Source organism: Streptomyces sp. NPDC007901 (assembly GCF_042959465.1).
In the GTDB taxonomy this organism is placed as follows: domain Bacteria; phylum Actinomycetota; class Actinomycetes; order Streptomycetales; family Streptomycetaceae; genus Streptomyces.
Map to the genome: position 1 here is coordinate 15,258 of NZ_JBIBKW010000046.1, position 12,272 is coordinate 27,529.

The window sequence follows — 12,272 nt, forward strand, 5'->3', positions numbered from 1 at the left end:
AGTTGCATTTATCAACGCAAGGAAGCGTTGCAGTCAAGACGATAGGCATGTCTATTTTTCACTAACGCAACACGGGAGACATGTGGAGGCATCGGGCTCGGCGTAGCGCGCACCATCTGCGGCAGGGAATAATCCCAGGTGGAAGCGCTATTGGCGCCGGCGATCGACCGCCGACTGCGTCCCACCCGGCCTATTCCAGCGAAATCGCCGAGCCCTGAAATAAGTAGTATTCATTTAGTGGATCCTGTGCCGTCAATCCCCCGAGCGCCGTCGTGACCGTATGTGCTGTGCCTGAACCTCCGCGGGGCCTATGGGGTATCACGCTCCGGCGTCTCTGTGAAACATGGCATGTCTCGGCAGAACGAATCGTCGCTGAGACGGATAGAACGGTCTCATCTGCTCTCACTCTAAGTACTTTCATCCACTTACCTGTTGACACGGAGCAGTGACGTCATCGAACTTCATGCGTAACTCGGCGCTTGGAGCCCAGAGGCAGGGCCGCGCCTGAAGCCCTTGGGGTCGCAGGCCCTCGGGCTGCCGCCCCACACCCGGGAGTACACCTATGTCGTCAGGAAGAGGACTGTCCCGTCGTACCCCGCTGGGCGCCGCGGGCGCTGCTGTGGCCGCGAGCGCGCTGCCCGTGGTTCCCGGCTTCTCCGGCCTGCTCCCTCAGGCGGCCGCCGCGGACATGCAGACCAATCTCAGCAACCTGGTGAACATGCGGTTCGGCATGTTCAACCACTTCAACATGGGCACGTTCACCAACCAGGAGTGGGCCGCCCCGAACCAGGACCCGGCTCTGTTCGCGCCCACGGCGGTCGACTGCGCCCAGTGGGCGGCGGCCGCGGCGGCGGCGAAGATGAGCTACGGCGTCCTGACCACCAAGCACCACGACGGCTTCTGCCTGTGGCCCAGCGCCTACAACACCTACAACGTCGCCAACAGCTCCTACAAGCACGACGTCGTCGCGCAGTACGTGACCGCCTTCCGGGCCCAGGGTCTGAAGGTCGGCCTGTACTTCTCCATCTGGGACCGCACCTACAACGTGCAGGCCTACGACACCCGCCACAACGTCGCCTCCGACCAGGCCGTCCAGCCCGGCGACATCACCTACATCCTCAACCAGATCACCGAACTGCTCACCAGCTACGGCGACATCGACATGTTCGTCACCGACGGCTACGCCTGGCAGATGGGCCAGCAGGCCGTCCCCTACCAGCGCATCAGGGAACATGTGAAGTCCCTGCAGCCCGACATCGTGATGATCGACCACGGCGGGCTGTCGGTGCCCTACCTCGGCGACGCGATCTACTTCGAGGAGCCCCTCGGCATCACCTCACCGGCAGGCAACACCTACGCCTCACTGCAGGGCCAGACGATCAGCAACGGGTGGTTCTGGCATCCGACGACGCCCACGACCGATCCGATGAGCAGGGACTCCATCCTCTCCCATCTGGCGGACCTGGAGCCCAAGTACACCTCGTTCATCCTCAACTGCCCGCCCAACCGCAACGGTGTGCTGGACACCAACATCGTCAACCGGCTCTCGGAGGCCGGCGCCGCCTGGGGCGGCCCCAACACCTCCCGGCCGCCCCTGCCCGCACAGATGCTCCGCGCCGAACACCCGGTCACCCCCGTGGCCGCCTACGCCACCGCATACAACACGGGCGAAGGCCCCCTGAACGCCGTCGACGGCCTCAGCGACAGGAACTTCGAGACCTGCTGGTCCACCTGGAACCTCCCGCTGCCTCAGACCATCACCATCGACCTCGGCGGCGTCTGGAGCAACATCTCCACCCTCGAGTACCTGCCCAAGCAGTGGAGTCGCACCAACGCCACCGACGGCGACATCACCGCCTGCACCATCTCCACCAGCACCGACGGCACCGCCTTCACCCAGGTCGCCACCGCCCGCTGGGTCGGCGACCGCACCACGAAACTCGTCGAATGGCCGGGCCGCAACGCCGCCTTCGTCCGTATCCAGGTCACCGCCGGCACCGGCGGCTACGCCAACATCGGCAACCTGCGCATCGGCGGCCGCACCGCGACACCCGCCCTGGTCTCCACCCTCTTCCCCGGCGACAGCACTGTGTACCGCCTCGTCGCCCGCCACAGCGGCAAGGTCGCCGACGTCTCGGGTGCCAAGACCGCCAACAACACCGCGATCCTGCAGTGGCCCTGGCAGAATCACGCCAACCAGAAGTGGACCATCGCCCGGGCCGACAACGGCTACTACAAGATCCGCAACGTCAACAGCGGCACGCTCATGGAAATCGGCGGACTCTCCCGCGTGAACGGCTCAGGCGCCGATATCTGGGGCGACGCCAACGCGCCCCAGCAGCACTGGGCCATCACCCCCACCGGCGACGGCTACTACCTCCTCACCAACCGGCTCAGCGGCCTGTCCCTCAACGTCGACAGCGGCTCCACCGCCGACGGAGCCGCCATCAACCAGTGGACCTACACGGCCGTCCCCCAGCAGCAGTGGCAGATCATCCCCTCCTGACAGAGGACCGGAAGAAACGTGCATCCGGCGCGGGGAGTTCCTCCTGGGGTCACGCGGTGGCTGTGGGCTCGCCGTCGGGGACTGTCACTGCCCAGGCGGCCATGGTGTCGAGGACGGCGCGCAGCCCTTCGCCGAGCGGGGTGGCCGCACGTCGAAGTCTCACTCCGCCTCCTTCGAACCTGCCTCAGCCGGCGGAAGCGGATCGAACCAGCGGTTGCTCGGGTAGGCGGACCCTGGGAACCGCGCGATTCAGCGGCTCAAGGTCGCCGTACAGGCAGCGGCGAGTTCGCGGGCCGGTTCCCCTCTCGGCACGCCGTGCAGCATGAAGTACGCCGGGTACGCGTCCGAGCCGGCCTCCCGGTCGTGGGTCAACCGGACGATGGCGGCCCGGAGGACGTCGTCCACGGCATCGTCGACGGTGTGGCCCGGGCCAGCGGTGAGTGGCGTCCGCCTTCACCGTCAAGCGGGCTGCTCAGCTCAAGCAGCACCCCCCACGGCGACCCCAGTGAACAGCGACGCGCAGAGGGTCGGGCTCCGAGCTGGGGGACCTCCCGCTGGACGGGTTCAGCTCGGGGCAGGCTGCGTCCGAGTCTCCGTCCGCGGCGGCTCACCTTCCGGATCGTCATCAGTGACGGCCCCGCGGTGAGTCGCTCAGCGGCCGGCGTTGTTCGGGAAGATCTCGATCTTCACGCCGACTGCGCGCCGGTGCCGATCTGCTGGATGAGCTTGAGCATTTCTTCGACGTGGTAGATCTCGGTGATCTTGCCGTCGACGACGCGCATGATGTCCTGGCCGTCGATATCGACCGGGTTGCCGCTGGCGGCGAACCCGAAGGCATCTCCGGTGTGGGTCGCGGTCATCCGCCAGTGGAGGACCACCCAGCCGCCGGGAAGCTCCTGCTGGAACAGGATCCGGTGCTGCGTGTCGGTGAATCCGTCGCGGACCGCGGCGATCAGTGCTCGCATGCCGTCGATGCCCGAAGGGGCGCGGGCAGCGGGGTCGTGGTCGATCACGTTCGGGGCGAACACCTCGTCCGCCCCGGCGACCCGCAACGCGGTGGTCGTGGCCGAGCGCACCATCTCGCTTGCGGTGTTGGCCGTACTGATCGCAGGCATGAGGTCCTCCGTGGTGTGTGGCGTGGCCTGTTCCAGCAACAGTTCCCTGGCGGAACCAGTTACTTCAAATGAACTAATGGAGGAAGCACGAGTGATCCGGATCACTAGGCTGTAGCCCGCTGACCCGTTGGCGGCCAGCGTCTACAACTTGCCCGTCCTGAAATCCGCGCTGCTCTTGAGAACGGCGGAGTCCATGCTCCAGTTCTCCGGCTGGACTCGCTCCCAGAGACTTCCCTTACCGAGTTCCCTGCCCAGCCGGTCTTCTCGGCGGAACCACTCCTCAGCGCTTCTGATCCTGTTGGGGTGAATTTCGTCGAGCAGAGCGTAGTCCCTCGTGATGATTCCGTGTTTCCACACGTTCCAGAAGCCCGTGAAGTTGTCTCGGAAGCTCATGGTGCTCTTGTCGTCGGGATCAGCGTTGTATCCGGCGGGGTGATCAGCGATCCCCCTCAGGTCCGGACTGTTCCAATATGTGTCCAGATCGGTGTCGATGTACTGTGCCGGATGCCCGGTGACCTTCTCGAACGCCGCAGCCATATCGGTGTAGGTCATGTGCTCGATGGCGACTTCGAGGTCCATGCCGTTGGCCCGCTCCGGATGGTCGAAGAGCCACCGGACATAGAATCCGCAGTCTTCGAGGGCCACATGCGGTACGGATCCCTCGCCGAGCGGGACTCGCCAGGTGACGACACCGTCCTCAACGCCGGGCGTCATAGGTGTGAGCGGCGAGATCACCATCTCGATGTAGGGGCCTGACGTGAAGACCGCCGCTCCCATCCGGTCCCTGTTCTCCTTGTTCTGGAACAGTACCCATTCGGCCATGCGCCCCTTGCCGTCGTAGTGGCCGGTGCGGAACCGGGAGTCGTAGCCTGACTTCTTCAGGGCATAGTCGAGGTTTCCGTAGACGAAGAACTTGATTCCCTCTTCGATTGCTATCTCGTAACTGCGGATAGCCCAGTAGGTTTCGGTCTTCTCGCCGGTGTTGAATCCGTCGATGTTGATGAACGCCCCGTCACAGCTGCGAAAACCCTCGCGCAGTACGTCCTCGTCGGCGAATGACCCTTCGAGGATGGAGACGTTGCCGAGCGCGAGGAGGGCCTGGGCCCGGGCGGAGGTGGCATCCCGGGTGAGGACCCGGACGGAATACTTCTTGTCGGCGACGAGAGCGCGGACGATGGGTATTCCTTGGGCACCCGTGCCGCCTATGACGAAGATGGTGGAGGTGTCGTGAGAAGGCATGGTCTTTGACTCCAGGGTTGAATGAGGGTGGTGCAGAGCCCGCGCTCCACACAGGCGCTCGCGGTCAGACCGTCGCGTGCAACAGGTCGGCCACCACCTCGGGCCTCTCCAGTGCGATGAAGTGGTCCGCTCCCGGCACCTGCGTGAAGTCGGCGGCGGGAAGCAACCTCTTGTTGGCCTCCCGGTCGGAGGGGCGGGACCAGTCGTTCTCGCCGTAGACGAGGTGGACGGGGGCCTTGACCTCGGGGTAGCGCGAGCGGGCCGCGATGAGGCTGGGCATGTTCCGGTACAGAGCGCGGGCGACCATCGGGAAGCCGGGACGCCTGCCTGACTGGAGGAGCTCGTCCAGGTAGTCCTCTCGGAAAGCGGTCTTGTCGCCGACGCCGCCCTGCAGGATCCTGCGCAGGACGGGCTTGGGCTCCTGCTCGGCGATCAACCTGCCCACCCCCGGAGCGATGATCCCGCCGATCACCACGCGGGCGAGGAGGCTGGAGCGGGCGATTCCGTCGCGGTAGTCGTACGGGTTCACCGAGACGACGCGCCGTACCCGCTCCGGCAGATCGGCCGCGGTGGTCAGTGCGAGCACTCCACCCAGGGATTCCCCGAGCAATGTCACGTCGTGGAGGTCGAGTTCGGTGAGGAGCCGCTCGACGCCCGCGCGCAGCGCCGGCTCGTCGTAGGACGCCCCGGGGACGATCTCGGAGTAGCCCATGCCCGGCAGGTCGAGGGCGTAGACGGTGTAGTGGTCCGCGATCAGCGGGATGAGGAGGCGGAAGTGCTCGGCCTGCGTGCGCAGAGTGTGCAGCAGGACCAGGGGGGCTCCGGTGCCTGCCTTGAGGTAGCGCAGGGTTCCCTCGCGGCTGCGGCGCCCCGCGCGGGGGGCGAGGGTGTGGCTGGTGGTCCCCGGAATGTGGATCCTGGGACATGGGTCCTGGGCGGGCATGTCGCCGTCTCTCTCTGTGTGTAGGGGCTTACTTGGCCAACTGGGTGTAGAGGTCGGCAAGTTCGTCGGCGAGGCCCGCTTTGACCTGGCGGGAGATGTCGTCGGCGAGGACCTCGTGGGCGCCGGTCTCGATGCCGTCGAGGGCGAGTGCGGCGACGTCACTGGGGTCGGACTTGGGTGCGTCGACGCCCGTCGTCAGGTCGGTGTCGACGTAGCCGACGTGCAGTCCGGTGACGGCGATGCCGCGGGGTTCAAGTTCCAGGCGCAGGGAGTTGGTCTGTGACCACAGGGCGGCCTTGGAGGCGCTGTAGGAGCCACGGAGCGCGATCCAGGAGAGCACGGAGTGCACGTTGAGGAGGTGGCCGCCGCCGTTGCGCTCGATGACCGGTACGAAGGCCCGGGCGACGAGGAGCGGGCCGTAGAAGTTGGTCTCGAACTCCCGGCGTATGTCGTCGACCGGGGAGTCGAGGAAGGACGCGCCGACCGAGGCGCCGGCGTTGTTGATCAGCACGGTGACGTCCCCCGCCTGCGCGGCGGCCGAGGCCACCGAGGCCGGGTCGGTGACCTCCAGCGCCACCGGGACCGCGTCGGGGTGCGTCACGGTGCGCGGGTCGCGGGCCGTGGCGTAGACCTTGCCGGCGCCGCGCGTGTACAGCTCCTCCACCAGGGCCTTGCCGATGCCGCGGCTGCCGCCGGTGACGAAGACGTGTGCGCCCTTCAATGCGGTCATGACTGCCTCCACAGAACGGTAAACCGATCGGTTTCACCCAAACGGTAAACCGATCGGTTTCCATGTGCAAGCCCAAGCGGGTGTGACTCCCGGGCCTCAATGGGTGCGCGCTGCCGCTGGCCGGCAAGTCACTGCAACGCCGACGGGGGCGCCGAGGAGGATCGCAACGGGAGTGAAGTCGCCTGACCGGATGCTGCCTCCGCCTTACGGTGGAATCACTGCGGAGGTAGCCTCCGTTTTATCGGAGTGCCAGGATCGCGCGAGTCAGGAGAGCGTATGGGTGCCAGTGGACAGCAGGGGCGCAAGCCCCGTGCGGATGTCCAGCGCAACCGTGCCGCCTCCTGGAAGCGGCGCAGCGTCACTTCCTGAAGTACGGGGTCGGTACGTCCCTGGAGGCGGTGGTCGAGGAGGCGGGTGTGGGCCCCGGCACCTTGTACCGGCACTTCCCCACCCGGGAAGCGCTGCTGGCGGCCGTGCTGCAGACGCGCTCCGAAGAACTGGTGGCGCGCCAGGAAGAGAACGCGCGGCTCGGCGACGCCGACGACGCGCTGGAGGAGTGCTTCAGCGCGTTGAAGGTGGCGGGCGCGGCGTCGGTGCCGCTGCAGGAGCCGTTGAAGCCGAAGCTGACCGAACCGCCGGTCGCCAGGGAGCCGTTGTAGCTCTCGTTGCTCGCCGTGACGCCGGCGCCGCTCTGGGTGATCTTCGCGTTCCAGCCGTTGGTGATCGTGACGGCTGTGGTGAAGCCGGTGTCCCACTGGTTCTGCACCTTGTAGTCCACGGTGCAGGAGACCGAGGCGGTCCGTGCTGACCGACGTGAGTACGATTCCGTAGTGGTTTCCGGCCGTGCAGGAGGCGTACTTCGACGGCGAGTACCGTACTTCGGCGTTTCCAGTACCGGTTCGTCGAGGGCATGCCCCTGCCCATCGCCTTCCACCTCGGCACCATCGACGTGCTCCCTGCCGGGGACGGCTCACACGTGATCTACAGCCAGGAGATCCTTCCGGAAGGCCTGGCGCCGATCGTCGAAAAGGCGGTGAGCGAAGGGATCGCCGGCATCGCGCGGTATTTCACCGAGCGCCCGTGACCCGGACGTCCCTCTGTCCGGTCGCAGGCACGGTGACGTGTGGCCGGACGACGGCTCCGACGTGCCGCCGTCCGATGTGCGCCGCAAGGAGGCGTGGGATCGAACGGATCGGCGCCGTCACGCTCCACGTGCTGTGGCGTGCCTTCTCCTGCCCGTTGCCCTGGTGCTCCGCGGTCTACCAAGGCCACGACGCGGACATCGTGCCGCTCTTGGAGCGACTGGGCTGTTCGGTGGGTTCGGCGCCAGCCTCGCTGTCGCGCTGCTGCGCAGGGCCTGCTGAGAGCCGGCCGCCCGTTCGCTATGCCTGGGCGGCGCTTGAGCGCAGGTGCTCCCGCAGCCAGTGCTCGGTGTTGCTGACGTGCAGCAGGGCCGCGGCCTGGCTCAGTGCGGCGTCGCGGGTGAGGAGGGCGTTGTAGATCGCCTCGTGTTCGGCGAGGGTTCGCCCGGCGGACTGGTCGTCCAACTGGCCGCGCCAGATCCGGGCGCGCAGCGTGCGGCCCGAGATGCCCTCGAGCAGGGCGAGCAGGCTCTCGTTGCCGGTGGCCGCCACGACGGAGCGGTGGAAGGCGGCGTCGTGGGCGTTGAGCCGCTCGACGTCGTCGCTCGCCTCCCGCATCGCGTCCAAGTGGCCCTTGACCTCGGCCAGTTGGTCATCGGTGATCCTTGCGGCGGCGAGTCCGGTGGCGAGTGGTTCGAGCAGCCGACGGACCTCCATCAGATCCAGCAGGGCACCCGTGTCGCTCTGGAGGAGCTCCACCGCGCCACCGAGCCCCTCCAGCAGCAGACTGGGCTGGAGGCTGGTCACGTACGTGCCGTCGCCCCGGCGTACCTCGAGCACCCGGGCCACGGCCAGCGCCTTGACCGCCTCGCGGGCGAGGTTGCGGGAGAGGCCGAGCTGCGCGGCGAGTTCCGGCTCTGGGGGCAGCTTCGCGCCCGGCGGCAGCGCGCCGGAGCGGATCAGCTCACGGATCTGCCCGATGGCCCTGTCGGTCAGGGACAACGTGAGCTCCTTCCGTGAGTGCGCCGTGCGGTCCGGTGCGCGGGGGACCGGGACGGCGCGTCAAGTGTGGCGCTGATGATACCGGGGAGGTCGTGGGGGGGGGTCCGCCGTCGGTGTGTGGCTCCGCCGGGTGGGGGCGTCGCGGACGTCGTGGCTTAGCTCCAGAGTCCCAAGACATTCTATGTCTGCTGATGAATTAAGCGGCACAAAAGTGTGCATTGCGGTATAAATTCGCAGGTGAGAGGCTGTTTTCATCCCTGCACGCCCGTTGACACGGTCAGGACATATGGCGGACCTTCTTCCGTAACAACCGACGCGACGGGCGTTGGCCGTCGCGCCGGTCACACCTCTTCCGTCTGCCTCCATCCGTCACAGGGATGCCCCCATGCCCAGTTCGATCAACAGACGTCAGTTCCTGGCCGGTGCCACCTGCGTGGCCGCGGCAGCCGTCGCGGGGGGAGTGTTCGGCGCCGGCAGTGCGCAGGCCGCTCCCAGCACCTACACAGCCACGTGGGGTTCGGTGAACCAGCACCCGCCCGCTCCGGAGTGGTTCCAGGACGCCAAGTTCGGGATCTACTTCCACTGGGGCGTCTTCAGCGTGCCCGCCTACGACAGCGAGTGGTACCCCCGCAACATGTACATCGGCGGGAGCAACGCCAACGCGCACCACGTCGCGACCTACGGCGACCCCTCGGTGTGGCCCTACCACAACTTCATCAACGGGGCGAACGACAAGGCGGGCCACTTCACCCAGTTCGCTCCCAGACTCAAGTCCGCCGGAGGGAACTTCGACCCCGACGAGTGGGCCCAGCTGTTCGTCGACGCCGGGGCGAAGTTCGCGGGACCGGTCGCGGAGCACCACGACGGATTCTCCATGTGGGACTCGCAGGTCAACGAGTGGAACTCGGTCGCCAAGGGTCCCAGGCTCGACCTGCTGAAGCTGTTCACCACGGCGATCCGCGCCAAGAACCTCAAGCTGCTGGTGGCGATGCACCACGCCTACAACTTCAACGGCTACTACGACCACGTGCCCGCCCAGACCGACCCCAGCCTGAAGAAGCTCTACGGGCAACTGGGCTCCACCGCCGAGAACCAGCTCTGGTACGACAAACTCAAGGAGGTCGTCGACCGCGCCCAACCGGACATCCTCTGGGAGGACTTCGACCTGACCAAGGTCGACGAGACGCAGCGCCTGAACTTCCTGTCGTACTACTACAACCAGGCCAATGCCTGGGGCAAAGAGGTCGTCGCCACCTACAAGGACGGTTTCAACGGCCACGGCGAGGTCTTCGACTACGAGCGCGGAGGCCCGGCCGACCGGACCGCGCCCTACTGGCTCACCGACGACAGCATCTCCAGCTCCAGCTGGTGCTACACCCAGGGCATCGGCTACTACAGCACCCAGCAGATGCTGCACTCCCTGATCGACCGGGTCAGCAAGAACGGCAACATGCTGCTGAACATCGCGCCGATGGCCGACGGCACGATCCCCCAGGGCCAGAAGGACGTGCTGCTCGGTATCGGCGACTACCTGAAGCGCTTCGGGGAGTCGATGTACGCGACCCGCGCCTGGACGCAGTACGGCGAAGGCCCGACCCGGATGGGCGGGGGCGCGTTCACCGCCCCGCTCGTCGGCACCGCACAGGACATCCGCTTCACCCGCAGCAAGGGCAACACGGCGCTGTACGCCACCGTGCTGGGCTGGCCGGGTAGTTCACTGAAGATCAAGACGCTCGGCTCGGACCGCATCAACCTCTCGTCGCTCACCTCGGTGAAGCTGCTCGACTCGACCACCGGCACCTACATCAACCTCGCCGCGCCGACGCAGGACTCCTCCGGGCTGACCGTGACGCTGCCCTCCTCGGCGCCGTTCACCGCGGGCGCCTACGTCCTCAAGCTCAGCTTCTCCGGCCAGATCCCCCCGCTGCGGCCGGCGGTCGGTGCCGTGGTCTACCAGGACGTCAACTACTCCGCGAACTACGCGGTGCTCGACCCCGGCACCTACACGGCCGAGCAGCTGCAGCTGGCCGGGCTCGACGCCCAGAGCATCTCCTCCCTGAAGCTGGCGGCCGGGAACCAGATCGTCGCCTACAGCGGTGACAACTTCACCGGCACCTCCTGGACCTTCACCGCCGACAACCCCGACCTCAGGGTCACCGGCCAGAACGACCAGATCACCTCCCTGAAGGTGCAGTTCAATCCGGCCGCCTACTTCCGCATCACCAACGTCACCGACGGTCTGGCCCTGGACAGCGGGGGAAACGTCGCGTCGGGATCCAACCTCAAGCAGTACACCTGGGACGGCAGCCCCAACCTCCAGTGGCAGCTCGTGGAGGTCGGCGGCGGCTACTACAAGCTGGTCAACCGCACCAACGGCATGGTTGCCGACGGCTGGGGCGCCACGTCCAACGGCTCCCCGGCCCAGCAAGCGGCGTGGAACGGCAGCAACAACCAGCAGTGGACGGTCACTCACCGCGGCGAGGGCATGTGCACCATCGCCAACCGGGCCACCGGCCTGGTCCTGGACGGCGGCGGGAACGTGGCCTCCGGCTCCGTCACCAAGCAGTGGGGCTACGGCAGCAGCACCAACCTGCTGTGGACCTTCACCGCCCAGTGACAGGGCAAACGACGCGGTGAACCGAGTGGATGCCCGGACGGAGAACCGTCCGGGCATCCACTCGGTCGCAGGTGCGGCGGCGCGGGTGCTTCCGTCTCACACACGGGATCCCGTCATCGCCATGGCATCCGTGGACTCCAGGTGCTCCCGCAGCCACTGCTCCGTGTTGTTGACATGCACCAGTGCTGCGGCATGGCTCAGAAATGCGTCACGTGCGGCCAGCGCCGCGTAGATCGCCTCGTGCTCCGCGAGGGTACGGGCCGCCGCGCGGGTGTCCACCAGACCGCGCCAGATCCGGGCGCGCAGGGTACGGCCCGAAATGCCCTCGAGCAGAGTGATCAGCGTTTCGTTGCCGGTGACGTCCACGATGGCGCGGTGGAACGCCACATCGTGCGCGTTGAGCCGCTCCACGTCGTCGCGCGCCTCGCGCATGGCGTCCAGATGCCGCTTCACCTCGGCCAGTCCGTCGTCCGACAGCCGGGCGACGGCCAGGGCGGTGGCGGCGGGCTCGAGCAGGCGCCGCACCTCCATGAGGTCCAGTACGGCACCGGGGTCGCCCTGCAGCAGTTCCACCGCGCCACCGAGGCCTTCGAGGAGCAGGCTCGGCTGCAGGCTGGTGACGTACGTGCCGTCGCCCCGTCTGATCTCCAGCACGCGCGCCACGGACAGCGCCTTCACCGCCTCGCGTGCGAGGTTGCGGGAGAGCCCGAGCTGGGCGGCCAGCTCCGGCTCCGGAGGCAGCTTCGCGCCTGGAGGAAGAGCCCCGGAGGCGATGAGTTCGCGGATCTGGGAGATCGCCTTGTCGGTCAGGGACACGGTTGGCTCCTCTCGCCCGGTGCAGGAACGTCGGCGCCCTCCGCGAAGGGGGTGTCGGGCCGGAGCACTCCTTGGGCGCGCAGTTCGTCCCACAGGCTGTTGGGGATACGCCGGGCGTGGAGCTCCACGTTGCGCTGGACCTGTTCGGGGTCGCGCATGCCGAGGGTGACGTTGATGACGTGGGGGTGGGTGAGGGGGAAGGCGATGGCGGCGGCGGGCAGG

The 12,272-nt window shown here is 67.1% G+C and carries 11 protein-coding genes and 2 pseudogenes; 4 read left to right on the forward strand and 9 right to left on the reverse strand.

The features are described from left to right. Positions 1–562: 562 nt before the first annotated feature. On the forward strand, positions 563–2,506 hold the full coding sequence (locus ACFZDK_RS53805; protein WP_390986252.1) for an RICIN domain-containing protein: 1,944 nt from the start codon (positions 563–565) through the stop codon (positions 2,504–2,506). A 249-nt stretch (positions 2,507–2,755) separates the two neighbouring features. Here ACFZDK_RS53805 and ACFZDK_RS53810 read toward each other — a convergent pair whose 3' ends face one another. The 5 genes from ACFZDK_RS53810 to ACFZDK_RS53830 form a co-directional block, all read right to left on the reverse strand. Next, a complete protein-coding gene (locus tag ACFZDK_RS53810) occupies positions 2,756–2,911 on the reverse strand; it encodes a hypothetical protein (RefSeq protein WP_390986255.1) in 156 nt (51 codons plus the stop codon). 281 nt (positions 2,912–3,192) lie between these two features. After that, positions 3,193–3,621 (reverse strand): ester cyclase, encoded by a 429-nt coding sequence (locus tag ACFZDK_RS53815; protein WP_390986258.1) that lies wholly within the window; start codon positions 3,619–3,621, stop codon positions 3,193–3,195. Between the two features lie 141 nt (positions 3,622–3,762). Further along, positions 3,763–4,860, reverse strand: a complete 1,098-nt coding sequence (locus ACFZDK_RS53820; protein ID WP_390986261.1) for an NmrA family NAD(P)-binding protein — start codon at positions 4,858–4,860, stop codon at positions 3,763–3,765. Positions 4,861–4,924: 64 nt separating this feature from the next. Further along, positions 4,925–5,803: an alpha/beta fold hydrolase gene (locus tag ACFZDK_RS53825; protein ID WP_390986263.1), complete on the reverse strand. Its 879-nt coding sequence runs from the start codon at positions 5,801–5,803 to the stop codon at positions 4,925–4,927. 28 nt (positions 5,804–5,831) lie between these two features. Continuing rightward, positions 5,832–6,533 carry an SDR family oxidoreductase gene (locus tag ACFZDK_RS53830; RefSeq protein ID WP_390986266.1) on the reverse strand — a complete coding sequence of 234 codons (702 nt, stop codon included), beginning with the start codon at positions 6,531–6,533 and terminating at the stop codon, positions 5,832–5,834. Between the two features lie 398 nt (positions 6,534–6,931). Between ACFZDK_RS53830 and ACFZDK_RS53835 the strand changes: the two genes are divergently transcribed. After that, positions 6,932–7,192: a TetR family transcriptional regulator gene (locus tag ACFZDK_RS53835; RefSeq protein ID WP_390986282.1), complete on the forward strand. Its 261-nt coding sequence runs from the start codon at positions 6,932–6,934 to the stop codon at positions 7,190–7,192. Here ACFZDK_RS53835 and ACFZDK_RS53840 read toward each other — a convergent pair. Beyond that, positions 7,105–7,311: pseudogene (locus tag ACFZDK_RS53840) on the reverse strand (cellulose binding domain-containing protein); the annotation flags it as partial. The gene ACFZDK_RS53835 and the pseudogene ACFZDK_RS53840 sit on opposite strands and share 88 nt — an antisense overlap. Before the next feature lie 132 nt (positions 7,312–7,443). Between ACFZDK_RS53840 and ACFZDK_RS53845 the strand changes: the two are divergent. Then, positions 7,444–7,617 (forward strand): hypothetical protein, encoded by a 174-nt coding sequence (locus ACFZDK_RS53845; protein ID WP_390986269.1) that lies wholly within the window; start codon positions 7,444–7,446, stop codon positions 7,615–7,617. A 298-nt stretch (positions 7,618–7,915) separates the two neighbouring features. Here ACFZDK_RS53845 and ACFZDK_RS53850 read toward each other — a convergent pair whose 3' ends face one another. Continuing rightward, complete coding sequence (locus tag ACFZDK_RS53850) at positions 7,916–8,617, reverse strand: FCD domain-containing protein (protein ID WP_390986271.1); 702 nt, start codon at positions 8,615–8,617, stop codon at positions 7,916–7,918. Between the two features lie 385 nt (positions 8,618–9,002). On the opposite strand from ACFZDK_RS53850, the gene ACFZDK_RS53855 reads away from it, so the two are divergent. Next, positions 9,003–11,234, forward strand: coding sequence for an alpha-L-fucosidase (locus ACFZDK_RS53855; protein ID WP_390986274.1), 2,232 nt, complete (start codon positions 9,003–9,005; stop codon positions 11,232–11,234). A gap of 96 nt (positions 11,235–11,330) precedes the next feature. On the opposite strand, the gene ACFZDK_RS53860 is transcribed toward ACFZDK_RS53855, so the two are convergent. Together ACFZDK_RS53860 and ACFZDK_RS53865 are read right to left on the reverse strand one after the other, a co-directional pair. Continuing rightward, positions 11,331–12,050 carry an FCD domain-containing protein gene (locus ACFZDK_RS53860; protein ID WP_390986277.1) on the reverse strand — a complete coding sequence of 240 codons (720 nt, stop codon included), beginning with the start codon at positions 12,048–12,050 and terminating at the stop codon, positions 11,331–11,333. After that, positions 12,041–12,272, reverse strand: a pseudogene (locus tag ACFZDK_RS53865) (aldo/keto reductase); the annotation flags it as partial. The pseudogene ACFZDK_RS53865 and the gene ACFZDK_RS53860, both read right to left, overlap by 10 nt.